Below are 26,017 nucleotides of genomic sequence, written 5' to 3'. Positions count from 1 at the left end.
CGCAGAAAAATTAATAAAAATGTAATGATTTGATAATGAGTAGGAAAAAATTAAAGCAGGAAGCCGCCGAGGAAGGAATTTAATCCGGTTCGCAAGGTTTTCTTGATCCGTACCAGCCGGGCGTTGACCGCTTTTTCTGACATGCCCAACTCGCTGCCGATCTCCTTGTGGCTCATGCCTTCTTCTTTGTTCATGCGGTAAATCAGCTCGCTCTTCTCAGGCAATGTGCCGATGAGTTCCTCCAGCCTGTGGCGGAGCTCCTCGAAATCGAGGTACTGTTGGGTGGAGTCATCGAGGATGTCGTGTGTTGCTGCATTGCGGTCGGCATGGAGGCGCTGCGACCGTTTCCTATCCAACAGCTTGATGACCCGGTACTTGACCGATACAAACAGGTAATGATCCAAGGTAGACGTGAGCCGCAAGGTTTCCCGCTTTTCCCACAGCGACACAAAAATATCCTGCACGATGTTTTCGGCATCGGCAAAATCGCCGGTCTTCTGCGCCGCGAAATAGAGGAGTTTCTTCCAATAACGGAGATATAGGGCCTTGAAAGCAAGGTCGTCCCCTGCCTTTAATAAAGGGAAAAGCTCCTGGTCCGTATATTTACCATAATCTGCCATCTGGTTGGCTGGTTTATGCAAATTTAAGGAAAAATTAACATTGGCGTAAAAAATTTATCACAAAAAGTAATGGGTAGATTCAACTCAATGCTGCTCCTACCCTTTCCAACAAGCGCTTGGTTGCTTTGATGCCTTCTTCTTCGCTGAGTTCATCGCCTTCGTATTCAATACCGATATACCCATTATACCCCGCATCCTTCACAATCTGCAACATCCTTACGTAATCGATGTCGGCCTCATCTCCATTTTCGTCAAATACATTGGCTTTGGCACTAACCCCCTTGGCAAACGGCATCAAATCTTTAACACCTTGGTAACGGTCGTACTCATAGAAATTCCCGAAATCAGGCAGGCTGCCGCAATTGGCTTTGCCAACGCCCTGTAATACCGCGCTTAACCAGTCGCCATGGGACGAAATACCGCCATGGTTTTCTACAATGACGTTGATGCTGTGCTGTGCGGCAAACTCACTCAGCCGTCCCAGTCCATCGATAGCGGCGGTTTTCACGGCTTCCGGCGTACCTTTTCCGGCAGCGTTCACCCGGATGGCATGACAACCCAGAAATTTGGCGGCTTCCACCCATTTATAGTGGTTTTCAACTGCTTTAAGCCTTGCCTTGTCTGATGTCGCCCCTAGATCCCCTTCGCCATCTATCATGATCAGGATATTCTTCACCCCATTATCGTTCGCACGTTGGAGCAGATTGCCCAGGTAAGATTTGTCCGTTGCCTTATCCTTGAAAAACTGGTTGACATACTCCACGGCATCAATGCCAAACGTTTTTCTAGCGGTTTCGGGAAAATCTAGATTGTCCAGTTTACCACCGAAAATCGTTTTATGCAAGGACCATTGCGCCAATGAAATGGAAAAGAACAGTTCTTTTCTTCGATTGAAATACGCTGGTGTGGCCATAACTGGCAATACGGAAAGGCCTAAAGCGCCTATTCCCAAATGTTTTAAAAATGATCTTCTGTTTGTCATGGTGTATTATATAAATTAGTTGGTTCGCTCACTTCAAATATTCGCCCAACCATGGGCCAGCACATCGGCCAAATGCATGGTTTTAATGGGTAGTTGGTGCTTATCGATATAACTTTGAAGATGTAATAGACACGAAGAGTCAGTAGAAATGATGTAATCCGCTTCCATTTCCAACGCATTGTGTACTTTCTGTTCGGCCATGGCACTGGATATGGCCTCAAACTTCACGGCAAATGTACCCCCGAAACCGCAGCAGGTATCTGTATGCCTCATTTCAACCAGCTCCAACCCAGCCACTTTACCTAGCAATTGCCTGGGTTCATCCCTGATATGGCATTCGCGCAATGCTGAACAAGCATCGTGGTAAACGGCCCTCCCTTCCAATTCAGCTCCAAAATAGTCCTTTTTGAGAATATTCACGAGAAAATCAGACAGTTCGTGGGCATGCCCTTGGATGGTGCGGCATCGATTGTGCACCATCGTATTGGTAAATAGATCGTTGTATGCGTTTTTAATCATTCCGGTGCAGGAAGCGGAGGGGGAAACAATCAAATGGTCTTCCGTGAAATCATGGAGGAATTTATGCCCGATTTTTTTGGCCTCATCCCAAAAGCCGGCATTGTATGCAGGTTGCCCGCAACAGGTCTGCTGTGGGTTATATACTACGTTGCATCCCGCTTTTTCCAAGATACGAACGGTATTGAATGCCGTTTCTGGGAACAATTGATCAACAAAGCAGGGGATGAATAATTCTACGGTCATTCACTATGTTTTTTAAACTTCGACATCCTAAACAGCAATAGCAACCCCACTACAAAAAACAGGCCTAAACACAATGCCGAATAGCGGATGTTGTTTGTTATTTGTTCAATAAGCGCAAATAAAAACAACCCAATCACGATAGCAACCTTTTCCGTGACATCATAAAAGCTGAAAAAAGAGGCGGTATCTTCTTCGTCAACAGGCAGTAGCTTGGAATAGGTAGACCGGGAGAGTGATTGGATACCTCCCATCACGAGGCCAACCAATGCGGCCAGGATATAAAACTGGGTTTCATGATTGATATAAAACGCGGAAACACAGATACCAATCCATATGCAAACCACCAGCATGAGTACCCTCACGTTGCCTATGTAGCGTGCCAATAATGACATGAGGTAAGCACCCGCTATCGCGACCACCTGGATAATCAAAATGGTGGCAATCAACTTCGGCGCGCCCAGATGGAGTACCTTCTCGCCAAAGGCCGCCGCCACAATCATGACGGTTTGTACGCCCATCGCATAAAAGAAAAAGGCTGGTAAAAAAAGGTTGATTTCTGGTATGTCCTTCAATCTTTTCCATACACCTCTCAGTTCCGAAAATCCCTTTTTTAACACATGTTTGGTAACGCGCTGCCCATTTTTAGTGTCCGCGGGCAGTTTCCTAAACGGAATCTGCGCAAAGGCTATCCACCAGATGCCCACCAATAAAAAAGACAACCGCGCCGGTAGACTCGGGTCCGTAATCCCGAACCATTCCGGCTTGAGCACGAAAACGAAACAAATGATCTGAAGCATCACGCAACCGACATATCCATACGCAAATCCCTGTGCACTCACACGGTCTTGTTGGTCTACGGTAGCAATCTGGGGCAGATATGAGTTGTTGAACAGCACTCCCCCCACATAGCCCATAGCCGCCAAGGTAAAGCAAATGATGCCCCATTCAAGTGTTTCCAGTTTGAAAAAGAACAACCCCATGCAGGCGAAGCCGCCCAAGTAGGTAAAGCCCATCATAAACGCTTTTTTGTTGCCTTTGAAATCGGCTACTGATGACAATATAGGCAATACCAGGGCCATAAGCAGGTAGGCAAATGACAAGGCAAAATTAGACAACGCGGTATTGACGACGTTAAAACCGAAAAAATTGATCCGGTCGCCAAATTCTTCGGTAAACGTAATTGCCGTGTAATAGGCTGGAAAAATCGTGGAGGTAATGACTAAATTATAGGCTGAATTTGCCCAGTCAAACATGGCCCAACCACGGATGGTGGGTTTATGGTTTTTAAGTGTCGACATTCGTTTTGTTGAAAGGGCTAAGATAGGAAATAGTTCCCTTTGCCAAAGAAATCTTATCTATTGTAGCAGGGCCAATCGCTAAAAAGCTTACCATAGGCTGTATTTACCTGATACTAGCTGGGAAAACTTTATGAGAAGCAGACTTGGGTTATCACCGGGACCGTATCGGAAATATATTCAAATCATGGAAATCGTAGCTTACATCCGTGATGGGCGATACTGCTTTCATTTTAACACGCTCGATACTTCCGTCATGATCCAATGAAAAAATCACATAAGCATCGGCTCTTAGTTCTTTGTTATACCACCTAACGATAAATGTATCATACTGCCAATGTTCCATTTCGCCCACCAGCTGGGGTGAATGTTCGAAGCGCATAATCAGCTTTCCTTGTTCCTGTACGATACTGATGCCCCCATACCATGCATCACGGTATTTGCCTGCATAGTTTGCCAAGGCTAGGGATGGTTCGGATTTTTCATTCCGCTCAACCACCGCCTCTTGTTCCTGTTTGTTGATATTGGCAAATTTTCGATCCTCCTGTTTCCGATATCCCGCTATCCAATCGAACGGTTCCACTCCCATTACATGGTCTACGATATGGTTGATTACCGCATAACAGGCATTGCTGCATTCTTGATTGGTCAGCACGACCATTCCGAAATCCAAATCGGGAAAGAAAACCAATTGGGAGACAAAGCCATCCAATTTACCTCCATGGGCGACAGCCTTCCTGTTCCGGTAGGTGTACGTCCGGAAACCAAGGGCGTAGCTATTGAAATCCGATTGCGCCGGAGCAATCCATTCCGGAACTTTGTAAACCGGCATGGGGGTAACCCCACGCCAAAGATTCTCAGCCGATGCCGGTGAAAACAACCGTTTACCGCCCGCCACCCGGCCCGAATCAAGCTGGGTGAGCAACCATCTAGCCATGTCTGACACATTGGATACGATACCTCCCGCGGGATTGGAAATATCGCCCAACCCTTGTTCGAAAAAGTGTTCCAATGGTTGCACTTTACCCCCCACAGGCGCATGCGATGTAGCTGCGTTTTGCTGTTTTTGGAACAATGAAAAACGGGATAGGGTCGCTGTCATCCCTACTTTGCTGAAAATTCTTTCTTTCACAAAATCTTCCCATTCTTCCCCCGAAACGGCTTTAATAAGTTCCGCCACCACTAGATACAGTACATTGTCATATGCATAGGTACTCCTGAAACTAGTGGATAGTGGCAAGTACTTGAGCCGTTCGACCAATTCCCTGCGTGTGTAAGTTGACGGCGGAAACTGGAGTAGATCTCCGGCATATGGAGCAATGCCACTCCGATGTACCAACAGATCGCGGACACTCAATTCGCGCGTAACCAGTGGATCGGACAGACTAAACCAAGGCAGGTACTCCACAACAGGCTTATCCCATACCAATTTCCCTTCCTCTTTCAACAACGTCAGCGCTGTAGCTGTAAATGCCTTGGAGTTGGAAGCGATGGGGAACAGGGTATGGGCGTCTACCGGAGTATGTGTTCCCATTTTACGCACTCCGTACCCTTCGGCCAATACGATTTTGCCATCTTTCACCACCGCCAATGCCATGCCGGGAACCTCAAAGGTCGTCAACACCTTTTCAATATACTGGTCAAGATCAGCCGGTAACACCTGTGTCTTCTGTTGTCCGCAAACACTTGTATAACAACCTATTACCAACATAAACAGCAAAATTGTTTTTCCGTAGTTCATCACATACTGTTTAATTCATGGGCTTTCCACACCCGTTCAAAATTAGCATTAAAAATATTTTCGATGTCGCGCTCATGATACCCCCGTGCGAGCAAACCGCCCTTGAGCCGGGGAAATGCAGCGACATCATCCAATTCCCGTACGTACGATTCGGCACCATCAAAGTCGCTCCCGATCCCCACGTGTTCAATACCAACCAGCGCAACGATATGGTCGATATGATCAATCAACCGAGCAAGTGGCGGCCGGATCGTTAATACCTCTTCTGGAGGCAATTCGTTCAGCAGCTCCCGAACCGCGTACATCCGATTGGAAGATGATTCTTTGACAAGCTGGTCAAACCTTGATTGATACTTGACAAGTAGTTTCTCAAGCCGGTCTTGGTATCCACTATCTACAAAACCGGAATAAAAATTGATCCCGATAACGCCGCCATTGTCGCCGATCGCCCGGATCTGGTCGTCCTTCAGGTTACGATAATGGGGAGCCAAGGTATAGCAGTTGCTATGGGTAACCAATACTGGCTTTTCAGTTACACGCAGTGTGTCATAAAACGTCTGTTCACCGGCATGCGAAAGATCGATCATCATACCAAGTGCATTCATTTTGTTAATGACTTGCCTCCCGAATGCGGTAAGTCCGCAGAAGTTGCGGCTCCCTCGCATTTCATCTGCAGCCGAAGTGGCCCATTCGGTGCTGTTGTTCCAGGTTAAGGTCAGATACTTGGCGCCCCGTCCAGCCAATTGTTCGAGGTAATCCATCCGGTTTTCGATCATATGGCCGCCTTCCACTGCCATCAGCGCTGCTATTTTGCCTTCGGCTTTTAGATGCACGGCGTCAGCCACCGTGGTGGCATATTGGATTTTATCCGGATGCTTCCGCACCATTCGATCCAACGCATCGGCCATTTGATTGGCATATTGGAACGCATTACCCGGACCATAGGAACCATCGCAAAACAGGACGAAGACCTGCAACCCCACCCCGCCTTCCTTTAATCGAGGTAAATCGGTATTTCCCACCCGATTTCGTGTGGCCATATTCGCCTTTCCGCTCATCACCAAGGTCGGAATTGCATCGTTGTGCATGTCTGTCATCATAACCTGAAAAGTTGTTGGCATATGGACAAAGTTAAACAACTTTAAAAAAATCCGGCTGTGGGATAACGATTCGGCGAAAAGCTTCGATGGGTACCGACGGGGATCTACCCGACAGCAGTTCGCAAACCATTAAAACAAATCTACATCGGGCCAATTTGTGGACGCATTATTGACCGCGGGCCACACCAGCTCGTTCACGGCATTGTCAAACCCTTCACTGGTATTTCGGGTATTGAAAAAGATCGTCCATGCAAACCCATTGGAGGCTTTCACCATCCATGTACGTGTACCCGAAAGACCTCCACCGTGCCACCAATTTTTATTGACCGCACTGATCCGTATTCCGCAGGCGTATACCGAATTTTCCGAAGGGGTAGACATGACTTCTATGGTGGATGGACTCAATATATCCGAGGGGGATGGCAACCCATCCACATGCACCACCATCCTCAGGTAGTCGATGGCAGAGGCAATCCATCCGCCGCAGGCGTCCAACCTCGGGATCACACCAGTGGCGTATCCATACGGATTTTGCCCATGCTGACCGTAGTACTTCACTTCATTAGGTTTTCGATCGGCCAGGCTGCCACCGGCAATCTGCATGTTTTTGATGCCAGCCTTATTAAACACTTCCTGCTGGATATATTCCACATACGATTTGCCACTCACCTCTTCGATAATGCGGCCCAGGATGAGGTATCCTAGATTCGAATAATCCAGTTTCGTCCCAGGGGACTCGGTAAGCGGACGATTGTTTATCGTCCACGAGATCAATTGCCGAGAATCCATTGCGGATTGTTGAAAAGCCGGGTCGCCACTTGTATTATTCCACCCCCCTATTTCATGCTGGAGCACATTACGCAGTGTGATGTCGGTGATGTGTTGCGGATAAGGCAGATCCCCGAATTCGGTACCCAAAATCGACCCGGGACCGAATACCTTGTCACTCATACTTAACTGTCCTTTATCAATCATGGTCATGATCCCCACACTGGTCACGAACTTGGATAAACTCGCAATCCTGAAAAGGCTTGACGTATCTACGGGGGTTGCCGCTTCACTATCGGCCCAGCCATATCCCTTGGCGTACACAAGCTTACCCTGTCTGCTGATAGCCACGGAAGCCCCCGGCACGTTATAGCGGGCCATGAAATCGGTAATAGGATCATCCACAGCAGCAAGATCAAAATCACTATTCCCACCACCGGGCTCCGGTAATTCTGGCAAAACAGGTTGCGGGTCGTCCTTGCTACAGGAAGCGAACACCAATAACAGGGCGAGCAACGGCACATATCCAAAACGGAGAATACCAAAGCACTGTATTTTCTTTTTATCCATCATGCTAATCCAATAATTTATAAATCAATTTCTTTCGCAATCATATCGTAGTCCTACTGATCTTGGCTAATTCCACCCTGGGTTTTGCTGGATATTCGGGTTGGCATTGCGCTCCGCATAGGGAATCGGCATAATGAACCGGTTACTTGGGTAATCAACCGTACGGACCTGATTGGTTTGAATATGCACCAGTGGCATTTTCTTTCGATTAATATCAAACAGCCGATTTCCCTCGAACGCCAATTCTTTTCTACGTTCCAGTATGATACGATCAACCAGCGCTTGTCCCTGGAGGCCGGACACACTCGCCCCCGGATCCGCACGGTCTACGATCATATTCAAATCGCTCAACGCCAAGGCCGTTTTATCGGGTTGTGTCTTTCCTAGCTCAGCCCGAGCTTCCGAACGGATCAGGTACACTTCCGATAAACGGAGCACCTTGATGTTGTCATCCCGCGATGAAGCTCCTGCCGGGTATTTCTTAATGAAATATGCATCGGTTTCAGCGCCAACCCGTGCACCCCGTTCAATCAAGTTGCGGCGCACATCGGTCGAGGAGTAGGTATCATACAGGTCTTGTGTGGCTAGCCATTCGCCATACCCACCCTGTTCGGACAAATAACCGATACTATTCGCGGCGTTGTTGCTGCCACCGGCGGGTAGCATACCTACCTCAAATAGAGACTCCGCACTGAATTTTTCTCCCCAACTGCCTACATAGTCCGAATTGGACAACAAAGAATACCCACCGTCATCGATGGCTTTCGTGGCATATACCTCGGCATTTTCCCAATCCTCCATATACAGGTATACTTTTGCCAACAAGGCCTGCCCGGCGGCTTTATTGAAATGTCCGTTCTTTTTCGCGGTACTGAGCAAAGTCTCCGCTTGCAACAGGTCTGCCACGATATGGGCATAGGCCTCGGCCACCGTGCCCCTGGAGGGTGAAATAATCTCCCCCGGAGGTTTGGTCACCAAAGGTATCCCCAAATGGGAGGCATCCTCGGTATAGTTGTAGGGTTGTGCGAAATAACGCACCATATCAAACCAAGCCAGTGCTCTGCAGGCATATAGTTCGCCCATGATCTGGTTGGCCGCTACCTGCTGTCCGTCAGCAAAAGTCAATTGCCCGCCGGCATAGATAGCCAAGTTGGCATTAGCCACCACACGGTTCATCAGCGTCCATGCTCCAGACACGTAGCCATCGCCATTGGTCACCGTGAATGCGTCGTGGTTCACGAGTCGGCCGCCATTCCGCATACTCATGAATGAATTATCGCCAAACAATTCGGGCGAAACGACAAAAGTCCGTCCGTAATAATTGTGCTGAAAAAAACTGTTATAAACCCCATTGGTTGCCGAAGTCAGCGATGCCAAGTCCTCAATATGGTCGAATCCGACGGACTGGGGGTCCCGCTCATCAAGAAAACTCCCGCTGCACCCGGTAAGCGCCATACATCCTACCATTAGCGCCACGCCTATATTCCTTAAGCTTTTATTTTTATACATAACGATTGTTTTTATGTTCCTTTTCTTAGTCTTCACCAAACCGATTGCTAAAAAGATATATCCAAGCCTAAAGCAAATTGCTGGGATATCGGCAGGTTCTGGTCATAAAGCCCACTATACCCGACTTCAGGGTCGTAGGGCAGCAAGTCGTCCTTCACCCACGTGTACAGGTTATTTGCCCGGAAATAGATACTGGCACTGGCCAATGGCAACTGTAGACGCTGCACGGGAAGCGAATAGGATAACGTAACATCGCGCAACCGGATGTAACTGCCATCGTACAAAAATCGGGTAGAGTGTTGATCATTCTGACCAGACTGGGTTCCGCCATAGACGACTTTGGGATAGCTCGCGTCATCCCCCGGCTGCTGCCAACGGTGGCGATACACCATCCTGCTCATCAACGCGGCCTCGCCCAACATCGCTGATCCATCGGAGTGGGTATATGGAGCCCATTGGTCGTAAATGGAGTTGCCCCAGTTGAAATAAATCAAGGCAGATAGCGAGAACCCTTTGTAGGAAAACGTATTCGTAAATCCGCCATAAAAATCGGCAAGCGCACTCTTTCCCTCTTGTTTATAAATACCGGCATCGTCGAAATTCGTTGTCGTGGCAGTCCGCGTACTATCGGTAAACCACAGCGCCTGCCCGGTCGTCCGCTCCACGCCAGCATATCCGCGAAGCCGATATTGGTAATAATCCCCGCCAATTTCACGTACATAGAAGCTTTCGAGGCGTCGGCCATCCTGGATATCCGTTATTTTGTTATTTAACGTCGTGATGTTGAAATCCGTGCGCCAGTCAAATCCTCCGCTGTCCCCTACAATATTATGCGAACTCAGGCTGATTTCAACGCCATAATTTTTCATTCCGCCCACATTGAAAGTCACATTGGTGACACCGTTGGTACGTGACACGGGCATATCCTGGATCAGATCAGAAGTCTGCCGGGTGTACCAATCAAAAGTACCACTCAATCGGTTGTTCAACACCGAAAACTCCAACCCCACATCCAAGGGTCTGTTGAGCTCCCAACGAAGTGTTCCGTTCTCTATCCGCCCCATGGCAAAGCCGGGTTCGCCAATGTAATTCTGCCCCGTAGCATAGCCGCCCAACGCCTCATAGTATGGCCCTAACTGGTTACCACTGGTACCGTAACTAATCCGGAATTTCAACTGGTCGACAAAATCAACACTTTCCATGAACATTTCGCGGTGCATGTTCCAAGAAGCACCGAGCGACCAAAAATTACCCCATCTTACCTTGCTGCCAAAACGTGAGGATCCATCGCGCCGTGCAGTTGCGTTAAGGAAATATTTCTGCTGGTAATTCGCGCTGGTGTTCAGGAAATAGGATGTTATGGTCGCATGTGATTTAGAACTCCATGCGATGTATTGTTCGGAAGCATTGGCCAAGGTGTAGAGGCCTTTCGCAACGAAATTCTGGGCTTGGGTACTTACACTTTTCAAGTTGCGCTTAGATGCTTCCTGCCCCAATACCGCCGACAGTCCAAAATCACCGAAGTCGTCCTTGTACCGGAGCACGTTGTTCACCGTCCAATTATTCCACGTCCGACTGTATTCCATACCGCGGCCATTCACCCCACGGCCATCGGGCCAGTCAGGACTCCAGTATCGGTAATCGTCTGAATAGCTGAAATCAATCCCGGCCTTCCCGTCGTACGTGAGGTAATCGGTAAACTGATAGGATGCCCCTACGTTACCGACCGCTTGGTAAATTTCGGTTTCATACTTGTTTTCATTTTGCACGATCAAGGGATTGTAGGTGACTTGAGGATTGTACTCCCCGTTCTCATCCAATGGTGCAAGCCAGGGCACAAACCGGTAAAGGCTCCTAACCGGATTTTGGCCCGTACCCGTCCCGGGGATGGTGTTCAAGTGCTGGGCTGTCAGGGCAACCCTAGCATTGAAAGATAGTTTTTCGTTGGCCTTGTGGTTAATATTTATTCTTCCTGTCTTGCGGTCATACCCTTGCCCCCTGGTCACGGCATCTTGCTTGTAGTAGCCACCCGAAAGGTAGAAATCAGTCTTGTCGTTGCCCCCGGAAGCCGAAAGGTTGTATTGCGAGTAATGCCCCACTCGGGTAATCACATCCGCCCAATCGGTATTGACATCGGGATTGAGCCCTTGACTCACCAAATACTGGTACGCAGCCTCTGGGGTGGTGATGCCTGCCACGGTTGGGTTGATGGAACTATTGATTACCCCTTCGATCAGCAGTGCTGACATTTCGGCGGTATTCAAGGGTTTCGCACGATCGGAAAAAGCCATCCGGTTCTGACCAAAATTGGCCGACAGGTTAATCCGGGTTTTTCCAGCCTTTCCGCTTTTGGTCGTGATCATGATCACACCGTTTGCTCCTTGGGATCCATAGATAGAAGAGGCTGCACCATCTTTCAACACGGTGATGTCTTCGATGTCATTTGGATTGATACCTGCAGCGGTATTGGATGAAAATGCCAATCCCGCAACCCCTTGGGTGAGCATGGGCACCCCGTCTATCACATACAGCGGGCTATTTATCCCGTCAAAAGAAGTAAGCCCCCTCAACCTGACGGTGGGTGCCGCACCGGGTTGCCCGGTAGACTCCATGATCTGCAGCCCGGGCACATTGCCCTGCAAGGAGGTCTGGAATGTGCTGCGTGGCCGGTCTGCAATTTGTTCACTTTTGACCACCACCGCTGCCCCTGTGATGGATGCTTTCGTCTCCGTACCGTAGGGAACGGTAATCTGCACTTCGTCAAGTGCATGAACCAATGGTTCCATGGCGATTTCAAGCCCTGTCAGCCTTCCCGCCAACACGTATTCTTGCGCGGTAAAACCGATATACGAAAACACCAATACTGACCGATTGGTCGGCACTTCGATGGTAAAAATGCCACGGCTGTCTGTAATGGCGGTTCGACTACTTCCCTTTATCGATACCGACACGCCACTTAAAGGCTCGCCACTCGCCGCATCGGTTACCATACCCTGTGCGTTGAACTGCTGCATTTTGACCATTTCCACACCTGCCAAGTTTCGCGCACCCAAAGCATTTCCTCCGTAAAGGCATCCTATCCACAGGAATAATGGCGCTCCGATTCGTAGTAACTTAAAATTATGTATTTTAGACATCATGTTTTTACGATTTATATTCAATACCCGCTGCATCCTTCCCCTTCAAGCTGCTATTCGTGAGTCCTTAGAGAGGCGCTAACGGCATCGAAGTTGCCCATGTCGATCCCCTTCGCTTGCATCGCAGTGGCCATATTCAGCGGTATGACGACAATGCGTGCCACAGTATAGGTCTGTGATTGATCTTCCGGACCGGCAACCCGTTGCAGGATGGCGCGGGAATTGGCACCCTCATTGAGGAATGCGTACCACAATCGATAGGCATGTTGGCCACCGCTCCCGACACCAGGCATCACAAGCCAGTTTGAATTGTTTGTGCCAATAGCGAGATAAAGGATAGTCATACTCTGTTCGAACTCTTCTTTTGTCACATCAAAATCAAACAACCGGTTTGTGCCGATTCCCGGCGCGATGGTCACATTTTCGAATTCGAATACCTTAGGGGCAAAATTGCCAACATCCCCCTTATCACCCTTCTCCCCTTGATCACCTTGCGGGCCGGCTTCACCGATGGGTCCTGCAGGACCCATGGGACCTTCTTTTTCACAGGAAGTCAACTGGACAAGCATTAGGATACAGAACGCTGCCCCCAAAATTTGTGTAATGATCTTTTTCATCTTCTTCATTTTTATTGTTTACTTGGCTTTAATTGTTAGTGCTCGTGTTATTCTTGGTCTTTGTATTTGGTAAATGTGAAATGCTCAGCCCGAGGAATACTGACTGTTAAACCAACCTTGCCGTCTGGATGGTGTACAAACGCAAAAAGCGTTCGCAATTGATTAGACAAGGTGTAGAAACCAACTTCATCGCCGTCCTTGTAAGTGGGTTTAAGCAGCATTTTGTCGGTGTCCGATCGGCAAGCATATAGTTTTCCGTCCTCGACCTGTATACGTAGTTCCAAAGACAAGTCTGCGCAGGAATAAGTACCTTCCAGCGGTTGCAAATCGTCAATACCGGGCTGGTAGTCGCTTACCTTGCAATACACAAACTGCCCATCAGAGGCTTGAACCGTGATGGTTCCCTGTGCGTCTACCCGATAGCGGGTTTGCCCCCGAAGCAGCGTATCCCTGGCCAGCGCAACCAGGGTGTCCTTACCGATAACCGGTACATTGCCCGAAATTTCAATTTCGAAGCTCTGGTAATGGTTTTCAGCTTTGTAAACGCCCTCTAGGCCGCGCAGCCGTTCGACACTCAATACGACATCGGATACCGGCCCTTTCCCTTTTTTCGGGGCCGACAGGGGTTGCCCTGTCATCAATTGCCCCATCGCGTTGCGTACTGTAGCCATCTGAAAGGAGCGGTCATTTGTCAGGCAGGCAATCGACACGCCGAGTTTCGGATAGTGGGATACCCAGGCACGGTATCCGGCCAGCAGCCCGCTGTGGGATACCTCGGTCAACCCGGCCAATTCAGTGACCCGTACGCCGCCGCACGCATAGTCGATCTCCGTTCCATCAAGCAAAACCCCTTGGGTGAGCCGGAGTTTGGCCATCTTCTCGCCAAACCGTCCGGCCGCCCAGTGGTTATTCCACCGTATCAGATCGGCTGCCGTCACCAGCATGCCGGCTGCACCGTGTGTGCGCTCCATGAGATCGGCTGTCTTATATTTTTTCGTACGGGTATCGTACGCGTAAGACCGGACTTTCTTAGCCTCCACGCGGTGGGGATCGTCCCGCCATCGCGCCTGCATAAACGCGACCGGATCGAGCACCTCCCGCGTGGTGAACTGCACGAACGATTCTCCCGTGATCCGTTGGACAATCACGTGCAGGAGGTCATAATTCGAGTTTGAGTAGGAATAACGCGCTCCGGGGTCGAAGTTTAATGCCTGCTGCCTACAGATCGTGGCGGTCGCTTCATCCTGACTGTACGCCGCTGCGTAAGTGGGCTTGCTTTGCAGGTAGGTGGTATTCCGCCAGTCCCGCAAACCGCTGGTCATGGTCAACAAATGCCTGATCGTAATGGTGTGGCCGTAGTCGGGGAGCTCCGGCACGAACTCGCGGACATTGTCGTCCAGCGAAAGCTGCCCCCGCTCCACCAGTTTCAGAACAGCGGTGGCCGTAAACTGCTTGGAGACCGAAGCCGCTTCAAACACGGCATCGGTCGGCATCTCGATACCCCACTCCAGGCTTGCCAAACCAAACCCCTTTTCGTAAACCAACTCATTGCCTACAGAAATTGCTAAGACAGCACCCGGCTTACCTGTACGATCGTTCGTCATGACACTATCCAGAAACAACGTGCCTTGATGGTCCAAGACAAACTGTGCGTAACTGCCGTGGGAAAATAAAAGCAAAACCAACAATGTACTTTTCAATCTTCTCTTCATAATCGTTATCGTATCCCCGTGAGGGTGGTTATCGGAAATGGTAAATAGACAACCGATTTTATATTAAGCAAAGATAAAGGCTACGTTTTCCTCGCCGTTACGCGTGTTAATCATGTATAATCAAATATTAATCGTTTTGGAGATAAAAGCGGAGCGTATAGGCTGGCAGTTCCTAGTCAATCAATTGCTAAGCTACTTGTCAAAACAGGAATAACAAAACAAGCACTAAATACACGAAAAAAGCACCCATAAAAAGAGCACTTATCGAAGTCGAGAAGCAAATTAGTTTAAAAAAATCAGTTTTCCACGGGAAAAAGTTCCAAATCATGGAAATCCCTACTGAAATTAACGGCGGGGGAAAAGGCTTTCATCCTGACCTCCTCCACTTTGCCATCGGGGTCAATCACAAACGAGACAAAGGCGTCGGATTTCAGGCTACGGTCGTCCCACCTAGCCACGAATGTGTCGTACTGCCAATGTTCCAAAAGGCCTTCCATCGCGGGAGTTTGTTCAAAATTGATGCGCAACTTGCCACCTACCAAGGTAACCGAGACATCGCCATACCAAGCATCGCGATAGGTTCCTTCATAAGCACGCAACGATAGTGAGGGGCTGGATGTGCTGTCCCTTTGGTCCGCGCTGGAGCGTTCCCAATCGGCAATCCGTAATTTACGTAGGGAATCCAGTTTCGTATGACCTTCCAACCAGTCAAACCGCTGTTTTTCACCCGAAAAGTAGTCTAAGATATCATGCACAATGGCATCGTATGCCGCGCTTGATTCCTGATTGGTGAGTACCGCAACCCCCAAATTCAATTCGGGAAGCAAGGCAACACGCGAATAGTAGGCCCCGCTGAGACCTCCGGTATGGGTGACCAGCTTGTGCTCGCGGAAATTATGAACCCTGAAACCCAAACCATAACCGGAATAAATCTGGGTCAGCGGTACCAGGGGGGCGATCGGTTTGTACAGCGGCATCGGGGTAACGGCCGTCCATAGCCGTTCGGCGGTCGCTGGGCTATATAGGCGCTCACCCGACACACGATTCAAACCGGAATCCAGCTGCAATAGCAACCACTTCGCCATATCCTGAGCATTCGAGGATATGCCCCCTGCCGCGTTGGACACGTCGCCCATCCGGATGTCGGGGAAGTTTTTCCCCAACGTCACCACTCCGTTGACCGGTGTGTGCGGATAGGCAATATTCGGCTTCTGCATCAGTGCGGATATCCTGGGAACGCTCTGTTTCATGCCCAGTTTATCAAAAATGCGGGTCTCCACGTTTTCCTCCCAGGTGGTTCCCGTCACCTCCTGAACTAGTTCGCTTGCCACCAGGTACAGAATATTATCATACGCATAGCGCTGCCGGAAGCTGGACGACAACGGGATGTCCTTTAGCCGCTCGGCAATCTCCCGCCTGGTATACGTGGTCGGGGGAAATTGCAGCAGGTCACCTGCACCTAACCCCAGTCCGCTCCGGTGCACCAACAGGTCTTCGATGGTCATATGGTTGGTGGTATAGGAGTCGGCCATCCGGAACCAAGGCAGGTGATCGATGACCGGGTCATCCCAACCAATTGTTCCTTCTTCAACCAGCATCGCCAATAGTGTGGCAGTAAAAGCTTTGGTATTGCTGGCAATACAAAACAACGTCTGGTCATCGACGAGGTCGGGCTTCCCGATGGCTTTCACCCCATAGCCCTTTGCTAATAGTGTTTTCCCGTCTTTCACAACCGATACGCTGGCACCGGGCACCTCAAAGCGCTCCAGTACCTGCGCAATATATTGATCCAAATCTTCCGGAAGTAAATCAAGTTCGCTTTGTTGCGCTAAGGAGACGTTGAATAGTGAGGGGGTTACTAAGAGAATTGCAAACACCGCGATCCGTACAAAATGCTTTCGTAATGGTATATCGGTTGTGATAGGTTTCATAGTATACATCTTTCACTTATCGTATTTTGCTTGAATATTTTCATCCAGCACCCTCAACACGTTCATCCCCAATATTTTATTTACTTCCTCCTCGGTATATCCACGGTCCGCAAGTGCTTGGGCAAGCAACGGATACCCCGTCACATCGTGCATGCCTTTCGGGTAGGGGAACGTAGACAATCCAAAATAATCGGCACCGATCCCTACATGGTCTATGCCAGCGACAGCCACGATATGATCGATATGGTCCACAACTCGGGAAATAGGGGGCCTCAATTCATCGCCTACGAGGGGCCTCGCCGAAAGGAATGCGGCGATTAGCTGATCTTTGGTATCAACACCAGCCGCTTTCAGCGAATCGACCACTTCGGGATGCAACTCCATTGCCTGTTCGATACGTTCGCCGTATGTATCATCCAAAAACGGCGCATAAAACGTTACGCATACCACACCTCCTGTATTTGCAATGGCTTTTATTTGGTTAGCGGTTAGGTTGCGGTGCACATCACAAAGTGACCGGGCATTGGAGTGCGATGCCAACACAGGCAATTTGGAAGCCTCGATGGTATCATAAAAAGTCTGCATCCCCACGTGCGACAAATCAACGGCTATTCCCAACTCGTTCATTCGGGCAATCACGGCCTTACCAAAATCAGTCAGCCCTTTCCATTCCAGCTTTTTGTCAACGTCTTCTTCATCGGCAGATGACGTAGCCCACGTATTGCTGTTATTCCATGTCAACGTCATATAAACGAGCCCCCGCTTGGCCAAACTGTCGAGGTTGTCAAGGTTTTCGCCGATCATGTGCCCGCCTTCCAAACCGATCATCCCTGCAATCTTGCCTTGGGCGACGATTTCCCGAGCCTCCGGCACCGTATGTGCAACCCCGATTTTATCGTGGTGCCTCTGTGCAATGGAATAAAGCGAGTCGATCTGCCTGCTTGCATAGTCAAACCCTTTTTTCCCTGTATACCGTTGGTCGCCAAAGACAGCAAAAACCTGTAGCCCCACTCCCCCCGATTTCAACCGTACTAAGTCCGTATTGCCCGTATCCAGGTGCGTGGAAACATCATAGCCTTTCAGCACGGCGCCCGAAAGGACATCGTTATGGACATCCACCACCATCGTGTGCGACTGTTTGTTGGGCGATTCCCCACAGGAAAGCAACACCGTGATCAATAAGACGCAGGGGAAGGTAAACGTTCTTGCTATATGTTCATGTGCCATGGTAAAGAATTTATTGGAGTTCAAAAACCGTCGGTATCCGTCCAAACAATGGCCGGATCGGCAATAATATCGTTTAGCAGGCTCTCCAAGTCCGCGAAGAAACTCCCTCCAGATAGTCTTGTATTGGTCAACACCGTCCAATTAAATCCATTGGCCCTTCTGGATAGGTGTGTTCCGGTACCGGGCAATGATCCACTATGCCACCAGTTGTTTTCTTCATCCACCCGCCAACCGTGAGCATACGTGGTGTTGTCTGCTGCAGTAGACACCTCGGCCATCTGTCTGACACTGGAAGCGCTGAGGATATCTTTTTTGGTAGCGAATCCGTCCACATGTACCAACAGGCGTACCAGATCCACAGCTGAAGCCACCCACCCCCCATGGGCATCCATACGTGTAATGTTATAGATATAAGGGTGCAACCCGCCCGATTTCCGCCCGTAGTATACGACTTCGTTTTCCAAACGCATGTCCAACGTATTGCCACCAATGCGCATGTCGGTGATACCAAGGGGAAGTAAAATCGTTTTCTTTACATATTCTTCATACGGCTGCATGGACACCGCTTCGATGACCCGGCCCAAAAGGCAATATCCAAAATTTGAATATACATACCGTTCCCCGGGTGCTTGATCTAGTGGGATACTGTCTAACGTATAGTCAATCAGTTTGTCCATTGACCACGTCGCATCCAGAAACATGGGGTCCCTACCCCGCGACCGCGCATTTCCCCAACCTCCGCTCGTATGTTGCAAAAGGTGTCTGATTGTAATGTCAGGTATCGGTTGTTTGTATGGCGCTGTACCATAGCGTGTGCCCAAAACGCCCTCCGGGCCAAACACCCGCTGGTCAAGCGAAAGTTTCCCTTCCTCCACCAGTTTCATGATGGTGGTGGCTGTAATGGGTTTTGAAATACTGGCAATGCGGAACAGGCTACCTGGATGCACTTTTTCCTTACGCAACGTATCTGCATACCCATACCCCTTAGCGTACACCAATTTCCCATCCTTGGTTATGGCCACGGCCGCCCCGGGCACACCGTACTCGGCCATGAAACGACCAACGGCCTCATCTACTTCCTTTATATAAGAGGTATCAGTACGCGGCATGCCCAACGCCAAATGGTTTGTACACACCAATGTTAGCAATGCAAGAGTGGCTATAAAAATACGCTTGTTCATATCCATAATCGACGTATATCAAGGTAAAAGGCCATCAAGTAGCGATTTGTTCAACAAAAGTAGCATTTGACTGCGCCCATCGTTTTACCTCATCTATTGGAAAGGTATCAAATATTATCATCTTTTCCACCATCCTGTATTCCGCTTCGAGATGGCTTGGGTACTGAATGCCATCTTGAAGCCGACTCCATGCCAATTTGATGCTACCTTGAAGCCAAACACGGACACCAAGCCTGCATCCAGTTGGCTCCCAAATGTATGGTTTCTCCCAAAAGAGGTACAGGCTGGGTAAGGCGCGATCCCCAGACAGTTCTTGGACAAAATGCGGGTTTTGTCGGACACTTAAAGGACAATCGGCTCCCGTCTATTGATTGCTGGCTACCGGAATGCGATGTTTGTCCGAAACAAAAAGAAAATAACATGGCAAAATTCAATGATTCATTCGCGTTTTCGGGGACCATCGGTGATCTGGTGGGTTGCAACGGACCATTCGGTTTCTATGTGCGTAGCCGACCCAGGAAGTCCACCAAACCGCCCTCGGTAAAACAGCTGGCGGCGCGCGAAAAGATGAAAACGGTGATGGACTTTTTGTCACCGCTACGCGAGCTCATCCACCTCGGCTTCGCATCGCCGTATGGCCAGCACAACAAAACGGATGCGATGAACCGGGCCGTGTCCCATGTTTACCACAATGCCCTGGGTGGGGAGTACCCCCATTTCGAGATCGACCCGTCGAATGTACGGCTATCGCAGGGAACGCTGAAGGGACTGGATGTTGACGGGATCGGTGTTGACGGCGATCAACTCCGGTTACGCTGGGGGCCCGATGCAGACAGGAAAGGGGCGTTCAATGATGACCAAGTGTACTTAGTGGCTTACAATTTTACGGGTCGGTTCGCTGCTATCGCAGCGGGCTACCGGATAGCGGGAAATATGGGTTTGGATGTTGCTCCCGAACCGGTAGGAAGCCGGCTATTGGTGTATGTTTGCGTAGGTGACCAAGGCGACAAACGGTTTTCGAACAGCCAGTTTCTGGGGACGATTGAGCGGTAGGGGTTCCGGTTTCCGAACAGCAAACGTCGTGTATCATCATGATTCCGCTAAAAAAAGGCATCCGGAGAAAAAGGGGGCATTGCTTTGTGCTTGACCTTAAACTGATCCACGTATTCACTTGGAGTCATGCCCATGCCTTTACGAAATACCCTGTTAAAGGTGATGGTATTGACAAAACCAGATGCATATGCTACTGCGGCTATCGTAGAGTACTCACCACTAAGCAATTTTTTGCAGGCTTCGGAAATCCGGAGGTCATTTAAAAAAGCAAAATAGGTTTTGCGTGTGTATTTCTTGAAATACGCACAGAAGGCATTAGGTGTCATGCAAGCCAAGGAAGAAACCTCCTCCAGGGAAATTTCGTCCATATAATGGTCCAGCGAGTAGCGATAGATGGTATTCAGTCGGTCTGATACATCAACGGAATAATTGTTCAGTACTGAGGACAATGGTTTCCAGTCTTGCCAGGCATTGATATCCATCAGCATTTTAATCAAGCGAAGGAAATAGATGAGCCGCTCGATACCAGTTTTTTCCTTGATGACTAGGATTTCCTCCCCCACGGCCTCTACATAACGCTGTGGCACCTGCAGTCCACTGTCCGTTTCCTTGAGAAAATTGATGATGCCATGCATCTCAGGAATTTGGTCGCATACATTTGCAAAGGTCTTATGGTGGTCAATATAAAGACAAAGTACACCTATGCTTTGCTGGTTAGCATCAGCGGCCTTAAACAAATGGGGCTGATTAGCGCCTACAATATAAATCTCTCCAGGCTTGAAAGACTGGATGTGGTTACCAATAATGACGTTGCCATGTCCCTTTCTTACCCATACGAACTGCATTTCCCTATGCCGGTGCAAATAAGGCACTGGATAGGTATCCTGAAAAACAATGGATTGTTCGTCCGGATCATACATGGTCATTTGGTGTAAAACTTTCATTTGCGTTCAATTTTATCTTTCGATTTCACGTTGTCTACCACCTAATACAATACTCCCGCTAAGAAACAGCTTATTTTTATAAATTGGGTTAGCGCAAATCTTGGATCTGAACTGTAAATATACGGATAATTTGTGAATCAGCTCACCCACTGCATAAGTAGGCCACAAAGGTAGCCTGCATAATTCCCTATAGCGTAACCCAATACAGAAATCAGCACAGCCACAGGCACCAAAGATGGATTAAAACTCGCTGCGACGGCCGAGGCCGTTGGCGCTCCGCCCACATTGGCTTCACTACCAACAGCCAAAAAGAAGAAACTGATCCGGAAAACGCGGGCAATAAAAAGAATGATCGCAGCATGGATAACTATCCAGATCAGGCCCACGGCCAATAGTCCGGGATTGTCAAACATGTTCATAATATTCATTTTCATACCAATGGACGCAATCAGGATATATAGGAAAACATTGCCCACAGCCGTCGATCCCAGTTTATCCAATTTCCGTGCCTTGGTAAATGAAAGTAAGATACCAAAAGTCGACGTTAATATAATTAGCCATAGGAACTCCGAGGTTAGGTTGAATTTAGCCAAATGAGGCGCTGTACGCTCGATCCAAGGTACAATATGGCCAACCAGAAAATGGGCCAAGCCCGTCGCGCCCAAACCAAGGGCAAGAATAACCATAAGGTCGGGCATCGTCGGTGTTTTACCCTCCTTCTTTTCCCCGGCCTTCAGTTTGTCTAGGAGGTGGTCCATATCGTGGTCATCTGCACGCAGCCACTTATTGATTGCGTTTTGCTTCGACACGCCATAAAGCATCAGTGCTAACCACAGATTCGCGATCAGTACGTCGAGTGCAATCATTCCCGAATACAATTTGGCATCCGGTTTAAATACTTCGTACAACGCGGCCATATTGGCACTACCGCCCGTCCAACTACCGGCTACGGTACCCAAGCCACGCCATGAAGCATCCGCGCCATCTCCCCCCACAATAACTCCGGGCACTAGCATCTCAACCAAAATAATGGCCAACGGCCCACCAATTACAATGCCCAATGTGGATGCAAAGAACATCACCCCTGCCTTACGCCGTAGCTTCCATATTTCCTTGAGATCAACGCCCGTAATCAATAATACTAAACTCGCTGGTAACAGGTATTGCGATGCCACGGTATAAACCGCCGACTGATCTCCGGAAATAACGTGGGTGGTATTCAGAATGCCGGGCACAAAATAACACAGGAGAATCGGTGGTACGAACGTGTAAAACCGTCTAAAAAAAGGATGGTTCATGGAAGAGGTTTTCAGCACAATAGCTAAAATCAACAATAAAATAGCGAGCACAACAGCATCATGCTCAAAAATCGGGTTAGTCTGCATAGCTTTCACACCACAATGATAGTGGTTTCGGTGCATTATAACCATCACAAATTAATCTACTATAAACCGTAATTAATATACTTGCCGAAAAATCTATTTCACCCTCCATATAGTGAGTAAAAATTGATTATATCCAATTAATCACTGACCATTTCGGCCAAATAGCTCCATTTACTTTTGTAGGGTCAACTTCAGTTGAACGATGGAACGCGGATGACACAGATACGGCGGATACTTTCCGATTTTTGATAATTATCTATGTAAATCCGTCGTATCTGTATTCTATTATTAATTTATTTTATAGACAGACTCTAATTATTATGAGAACCAAAAAAAAGCTTGCCCTGGTTACTGGCGGGTACACTGGAGAATGGGAAGTATCGCTCAAAAGTGCTGCGAATGTAGCCATCCAGCTCGACAAATCGCGCTATGAGGTGTACACCATTTATATTGCGCGGAACCGCTGGTATTACCTCGGCGATGATGGACGGGAATATAGCGTGGATAAGAATGACTTTTCGATCCGGACTGAGGGAGAGCCGATGTGCTTCGATATAGTCTTCATCTGCATCCATGGTATGCCAGGCGAAGATGGCCGCTTACAGGGCTATTTTGATATGCTACGCATACCATATACATCATGCGGCCAACTTGCCGCAGCCATCACCATGAACAAATCCTTTACCAAGGCTATCGTGGCCGACCTCGCCGAAGTGCATGTGGCAAAATCACAATTGATAAAAGACAAAGAAACGGCACACGAAGCCATTCGCTCCGGTGCTTTGCTATTTCCTTTATTTATAAAGCCCAACACAGGAGGCAGTAGCATCGGTATGTCGCGGGTAGACCACATCGAAGAGCTTCCCAAAGCGTTGGACAAGGCCTTTGCCGAAGATTTCGGGGAGCAAATCATCATGGAAGAGTTTATCGCCGGCCGGGAAATTTCCGTTGGTGTGTATCGCGATGCATCTGGCATCACCGTTCTCCCCCCCTCTGAAGTGAAAATCGAGGCCAGGTATTTTGACTTCGAAACGAAATACCATTCAATGGTACCCATAGACATCACGCCTGCCCCTCTAACCATCGTTACGCTGGGGAAAATGCAACGTGCAGCACGCGCAATCTTCGACAAATTGTCATGCAAAGGGGTAGTGAGAATCGATTTTATTCTCCAAGAAGAAAGTGATGACCTATTCTTCCTAGAAGTAAATACCATTCCTGGACAAACCAACGACAGTTTTGTCCCCAAACAACTTCGCGCAGCGGGCATCGATGTCAAACAGTTTTTCAATCACCTAGTGGATGAGGCATTAAATCAAATTCCAGTATGATCATCAAATCTATCGAAATCTATCGATTAAGCATCCGCATCGTTCCCTTCAGCATCGCTACCGGCACCATGCGTCACGCACAGAATGTCTTTATCCGTGTGCATACCGACAACGGATTGTATGGCGTAGGCGAATGCTCGGCCTTTCCTACCATTGTAGGTGAAACACAGGAAACCTGTTTGGTCATGGCAAGAGACTTTGCCCGAATTTGGAAGGGTAAGGATGCCAGTGATATTACTGGACGACTGAACGACCTAAACCAATATTGCAGCGACAATACAACGATTAAAAGTGCGTTTGATATGGCGCTGCATGACCTGGGAGCAAAAAATGCTGAGACGCCATTGTATCTGTTTTTAGGTGGCAGTGCACGTCCTATCCAAACCGATATTACCATTGGCATTGGAACGGTGGAAGAAATGACCGCCACAGCTATAGCTTATGCCAAGCAAGGCGCATGCGAAATCAAAGTCAAACTGGGCAAAAATGTCGAGGAAGATATTAGGCGCATTTCTTCCATCCGACAGGCAATCGGCTCTACTATCAAGATTAGGCTTGATGCCAACCAGGGATGGAGCTTTGATGATACCGTGAAAGCGCTCACGGCCATGGAACCTATGGATATTGAATTTTGTGAGCAGCCCATGGGTTCTTGGAATGACCACCTACTTCCTGCATTGATGGCGGCGGTATCTATTAAAATCATGGCCGACGAAAGCTGCTATGACGCGCATGATGCTGAAAGACTCATACGCACCCAGAGTTGTGACTATATCAACATCAAGCTGGCCAAATCGGGAGGCATCCACGAAGCCATGAAGATACACGACGTGGCTTACCGAAACGGCATTCCTTGTATGATCGGCGGTATGCTGGAGAGCAGGCTCGCGTTAACCGCCAACCTACACCTAGTTTACGCCTCAGCCGGTATTACCTTTTATGACATGGATAGTCCGCTACTTGGGCTCCTTGAAGATCCGGTTGTGGGCGGCGTTCGATACCAAAACTACCAGCTCCATATTGTGGATCAGCCCGGTATTGGTGCCGATATCGATGAGCGGTTTTTACAACAATGCGAAAAGTGGGTGGTTTAGAGTATATGAAACCGGAATGCCACATACGGCACCCCGGTTTCATAGGTATACATAACGGGAGACTATGACAATTCAAGGCCCACCTGCTCCAGCATGGCCTTTGTTTTGGCAATGCCCTCATCGGCAGGGAGGCTGTGGCCTTCGTATTCAATGCCGACATATCCGGTAAACCCAGCATCCTTTACCAATTGCAAGATGCGGCGGTAATCAATGGTGGTCTCATTTCCTGATTCATCAAAATCATAGGTCTTTGCACTCACTCCTTTTGCAAAAGGCATCAGGTCGGCCGTGCCTTGGTAGCGGTCATACTCCTCCAAGCACTCGGTATTGAGGTAAGCTTCTGTCGTTTGCTCCAGCGGTTCGCTCCGCTTGATGCAAAAATTGCCGATGTCGGGTAATGCCCCGCAATTGGGGAGGTCTACGGCCTGCATGACCTCGCTCAGCCACTTGCCATTCGACGAATAGCCGCCGTGATTTTCCACGATGACGGAAATGCCGTAGTCACTGGCAAACGTGGCGAGCTCGGTTAAGCTTTCAACGGCATACCGGGCCACTTCATCGGCCGTGCCCTCCCCTGCTGCGTTTACGCGGATGGCGTGGCATCCCAGAAACTGCGCGGCCTCCACCCATTTGTAGTGATTTTCTACCGCTTGCCTCCGGTTGGCCTCGTCAACATCGCCCAGATCTCCTTCTAGATCGCACATGATGAGTACGCTGGTGATGCCATTGTCGTCGCATCGACTTTTGAGATCCGCCAGGTATGGCCGATCCTTCGCCTTGTCGATAAAAAACTGGTTGACATACTCCACGGCATTTATTCCGAAATTTTCCTTCGCATGCAGGGGAAAATCCAAATGGTCGAGCTGGCCGCCGAAAATTGCCCGGTTCAATGACCATTCCGCAAGCGATATCTTAAAGAACAGTTCACCGCTATCTGCCGTTTCTTTCGCCCCCGTGTGCATATCATTGCAAGAAAGCAAGGGATGCACCACAGGATACGCGGTAATGGAGGCGATACCCATACCTAGTTGCTTAACGAATCTTCTTCTCGTACTCAT

The 26,017-nt window shown here is 48.9% G+C and carries 21 protein-coding genes; 3 read left to right on the top strand and 18 right to left on the bottom strand.

Annotated features, from left to right (window positions below; all coding sequences use genetic code 11):
* Window positions 1–50 precede the first annotated feature (50 nt).
* The 15 genes from NF543_RS10700 to NF543_RS10630 all read right to left on the bottom strand — a co-directional run bounded on the left by NF543_RS10700 (window position 51) and on the right by NF543_RS10630 (window position 19,473).
* A complete protein-coding gene (locus tag NF543_RS10700; RefSeq protein ID WP_257668123.1) occupies window positions 51–620 on the bottom strand; it encodes an RNA polymerase sigma-70 factor in 570 nt (189 codons plus the stop codon).
* Between the two features lie 79 nt (window positions 621–699).
* Window positions 700–1,602, bottom strand: a complete 903-nt coding sequence (locus NF543_RS10695) for a sugar phosphate isomerase/epimerase family protein (protein ID WP_257668122.1) — start codon at window positions 1,600–1,602, stop codon at window positions 700–702.
* A 33-nt stretch (window positions 1,603–1,635) separates the two neighbouring features.
* Window positions 1,636–2,364, bottom strand: a complete 729-nt coding sequence (locus NF543_RS10690; RefSeq protein WP_257668121.1) for a (Fe-S)-binding protein — start codon at window positions 2,362–2,364, stop codon at window positions 1,636–1,638.
* Window positions 2,361–3,662, bottom strand: coding sequence for an MFS transporter (locus NF543_RS10685; protein WP_257668120.1), 1,302 nt, complete (start codon window positions 3,660–3,662; stop codon window positions 2,361–2,363). The genes NF543_RS10690 and NF543_RS10685 overlap by 4 nt, the downstream gene beginning before the upstream one ends.
* Window positions 3,663–3,813: 151 nt before the next feature.
* The gene (locus NF543_RS10680) at window positions 3,814–5,400 is read right to left on the bottom strand and encodes a serine hydrolase (protein ID WP_257668119.1); all 1,587 of its coding nucleotides are present in this window, start codon (window positions 5,398–5,400) and stop codon (window positions 3,814–3,816) included.
* Entirely contained in the window at window positions 5,400–6,500 is a 1,101-nt protein-coding gene (locus NF543_RS10675; protein WP_257668118.1) for a dipeptidase, read from the bottom strand. Before NF543_RS10675 ends, NF543_RS10680 begins: the two co-directional genes overlap by 1 nt.
* A gap of 129 nt (window positions 6,501–6,629) precedes the next feature.
* A complete protein-coding gene (locus NF543_RS10670; protein WP_257668117.1) occupies window positions 6,630–7,838 on the bottom strand; it encodes a serine hydrolase domain-containing protein in 1,209 nt (402 codons plus the stop codon).
* A 66-nt stretch (window positions 7,839–7,904) separates the two neighbouring features.
* Window positions 7,905–9,347, bottom strand: a complete 1,443-nt coding sequence (locus NF543_RS10665; RefSeq protein WP_257668116.1) for a RagB/SusD family nutrient uptake outer membrane protein — start codon at window positions 9,345–9,347, stop codon at window positions 7,905–7,907.
* A gap of 47 nt (window positions 9,348–9,394) precedes the next feature.
* Window positions 9,395–12,487: a SusC/RagA family TonB-linked outer membrane protein gene (locus tag NF543_RS10660; RefSeq protein WP_257668115.1), complete on the bottom strand. Its 3,093-nt coding sequence runs from the start codon at window positions 12,485–12,487 to the stop codon at window positions 9,395–9,397.
* A 50-nt stretch (window positions 12,488–12,537) separates the two neighbouring features.
* On the bottom strand, window positions 12,538–13,101 hold the full coding sequence (locus NF543_RS10655) for a collagen-like protein (RefSeq protein WP_257668114.1): 564 nt from the start codon (window positions 13,099–13,101) through the stop codon (window positions 12,538–12,540).
* Between the two features lie 47 nt (window positions 13,102–13,148).
* Window positions 13,149–14,813 (bottom strand): serine hydrolase domain-containing protein, encoded by a 1,665-nt coding sequence (locus tag NF543_RS10650; protein ID WP_257668113.1) that lies wholly within the window; start codon window positions 14,811–14,813, stop codon window positions 13,149–13,151.
* 296 nt (window positions 14,814–15,109) lie between these two features.
* Window positions 15,110–16,744: a serine hydrolase gene (locus NF543_RS10645; protein ID WP_257668112.1), complete on the bottom strand. Its 1,635-nt coding sequence runs from the start codon at window positions 16,742–16,744 to the stop codon at window positions 15,110–15,112.
* Between the two features lie 12 nt (window positions 16,745–16,756).
* Window positions 16,757–17,971: a dipeptidase gene (locus tag NF543_RS10640; RefSeq protein WP_257668111.1), complete on the bottom strand. Its 1,215-nt coding sequence runs from the start codon at window positions 17,969–17,971 to the stop codon at window positions 16,757–16,759.
* 20 nt (window positions 17,972–17,991) lie between these two features.
* Window positions 17,992–19,152, bottom strand: a complete 1,161-nt coding sequence (locus NF543_RS10635; protein ID WP_257668110.1) for a serine hydrolase domain-containing protein — start codon at window positions 19,150–19,152, stop codon at window positions 17,992–17,994.
* A 117-nt stretch (window positions 19,153–19,269) separates the two neighbouring features.
* Window positions 19,270–19,473: a hypothetical protein gene (locus NF543_RS10630; RefSeq protein ID WP_257668109.1), complete on the bottom strand. Its 204-nt coding sequence runs from the start codon at window positions 19,471–19,473 to the stop codon at window positions 19,270–19,272.
* 99 nt (window positions 19,474–19,572) lie between these two features.
* Between NF543_RS10630 and NF543_RS10625 the strand changes: the two genes are divergently transcribed.
* A complete protein-coding gene (locus tag NF543_RS10625; protein ID WP_257668108.1) occupies window positions 19,573–20,205 on the top strand; it encodes a DUF6266 family protein in 633 nt (210 codons plus the stop codon).
* Between the two features lie 47 nt (window positions 20,206–20,252).
* On the opposite strand, the gene NF543_RS10620 is transcribed toward NF543_RS10625, so the two are convergent.
* A complete protein-coding gene (locus tag NF543_RS10620) occupies window positions 20,253–21,149 on the bottom strand; it encodes a helix-turn-helix domain-containing protein (RefSeq protein WP_257668107.1) in 897 nt (298 codons plus the stop codon).
* 137 nt (window positions 21,150–21,286) lie between these two features.
* The gene (locus NF543_RS10615; RefSeq protein ID WP_257668106.1) at window positions 21,287–22,534 is read right to left on the bottom strand and encodes a DUF819 family protein; all 1,248 of its coding nucleotides are present in this window, start codon (window positions 22,532–22,534) and stop codon (window positions 21,287–21,289) included.
* A 320-nt stretch (window positions 22,535–22,854) separates the two neighbouring features.
* Between NF543_RS10615 and NF543_RS10610 the strand changes: the two genes are divergently transcribed.
* Both NF543_RS10610 and NF543_RS10605 read left to right on the top strand, forming a co-directional pair.
* Window positions 22,855–23,865, top strand: a complete 1,011-nt coding sequence (locus NF543_RS10610) for a D-alanine--D-alanine ligase family protein (protein ID WP_257668105.1) — start codon at window positions 22,855–22,857, stop codon at window positions 23,863–23,865.
* A complete protein-coding gene (locus NF543_RS10605; protein ID WP_257668104.1) occupies window positions 23,862–24,959 on the top strand; it encodes a mandelate racemase/muconate lactonizing enzyme family protein in 1,098 nt (365 codons plus the stop codon). The genes NF543_RS10610 and NF543_RS10605 overlap by 4 nt, the downstream gene beginning before the upstream one ends.
* Window positions 24,960–25,021: 62 nt before the next feature.
* On the opposite strand, the gene NF543_RS10600 is transcribed toward NF543_RS10605, so the two are convergent.
* Window positions 25,022–26,017 (bottom strand): sugar phosphate isomerase/epimerase family protein, encoded by a 996-nt coding sequence (locus NF543_RS10600; RefSeq protein WP_257668103.1) that lies wholly within the window; start codon window positions 26,015–26,017, stop codon window positions 25,022–25,024.

The sequence above is a fragment of the Parapedobacter tibetensis genome, assembly GCF_024704835.1.
GTDB lineage: Bacteria > Bacteroidota > Bacteroidia > Sphingobacteriales > Sphingobacteriaceae > Parapedobacter > Parapedobacter tibetensis.
This window is presented reverse-complemented; position numbering and strand designations above follow the sequence as displayed.

Bases quoted from the DNA above. Each gene is read 5' to 3' on its own strand.
- NF543_RS10700 (WP_257668123.1), bottom strand. From the start codon at position 620: ATGGCAGATTATGGTAAATATACGGACCAGGAGCTTTTCCCTTTATTA.
- NF543_RS10695 (WP_257668122.1), bottom strand. From the start codon at position 1,602: ATGACAAACAGAAGATCATTTTTAAAACATTTGGGAATAGGCGCTTTA.
- NF543_RS10690 (WP_257668121.1), bottom strand. From the start codon at position 2,364: ATGACCGTAGAATTATTCATCCCCTGCTTTGTTGATCAATTGTTCCCA.
- NF543_RS10685 (WP_257668120.1), bottom strand. From the start codon at position 3,662: ATGTCGACACTTAAAAACCATAAACCCACCATCCGTGGTTGGGCCATG.
- NF543_RS10680 (WP_257668119.1), bottom strand. From the start codon at position 5,400: ATGAACTACGGAAAAACAATTTTGCTGTTTATGTTGGTAATAGGTTGT.
- NF543_RS10675 (WP_257668118.1), bottom strand. From the start codon at position 6,500: ATGATGACAGACATGCACAACGATGCAATTCCGACCTTGGTGATGAGC.
- NF543_RS10670 (WP_257668117.1), bottom strand. From the start codon at position 7,838: ATGGATAAAAAGAAAATACAGTGCTTTGGTATTCTCCGTTTTGGATAT.
- NF543_RS10665 (WP_257668116.1), bottom strand. From the start codon at position 9,347: ATGTATAAAAATAAAAGCTTAAGGAATATAGGCGTGGCGCTAATGGTA.
- NF543_RS10660 (WP_257668115.1), bottom strand. From the start codon at position 12,487: ATGATGTCTAAAATACATAATTTTAAGTTACTACGAATCGGAGCGCCA.
- NF543_RS10655 (WP_257668114.1), bottom strand. From the start codon at position 13,101: ATGAAAAAGATCATTACACAAATTTTGGGGGCAGCGTTCTGTATCCTA.
- NF543_RS10650 (WP_257668113.1), bottom strand. From the start codon at position 14,813: ATGAAGAGAAGATTGAAAAGTACATTGTTGGTTTTGCTTTTATTTTCC.
- NF543_RS10645 (WP_257668112.1), bottom strand. From the start codon at position 16,744: ATGAAACCTATCACAACCGATATACCATTACGAAAGCATTTTGTACGG.
- NF543_RS10640 (WP_257668111.1), bottom strand. From the start codon at position 17,971: ATGGCACATGAACATATAGCAAGAACGTTTACCTTCCCCTGCGTCTTA.
- NF543_RS10635 (WP_257668110.1), bottom strand. From the start codon at position 19,152: ATGAACAAGCGTATTTTTATAGCCACTCTTGCATTGCTAACATTGGTG.
- NF543_RS10625 (WP_257668108.1), top strand. From the start codon at position 19,573: ATGGCAAAATTCAATGATTCATTCGCGTTTTCGGGGACCATCGGTGAT.
- NF543_RS10620 (WP_257668107.1), bottom strand. From the start codon at position 21,149: ATGAAAGTTTTACACCAAATGACCATGTATGATCCGGACGAACAATCC.
- NF543_RS10615 (WP_257668106.1), bottom strand. From the start codon at position 22,534: ATGCAGACTAACCCGATTTTTGAGCATGATGCTGTTGTGCTCGCTATT.
- NF543_RS10610 (WP_257668105.1), top strand. From the start codon at position 22,855: ATGAGAACCAAAAAAAAGCTTGCCCTGGTTACTGGCGGGTACACTGGA.
- NF543_RS10605 (WP_257668104.1), top strand. From the start codon at position 23,862: ATGATCATCAAATCTATCGAAATCTATCGATTAAGCATCCGCATCGTT.
- NF543_RS10600 (WP_257668103.1), bottom strand. From the start codon at position 26,017: ATGAGTACGAGAAGAAGATTCGTTAAGCAACTAGGTATGGGTATCGCC.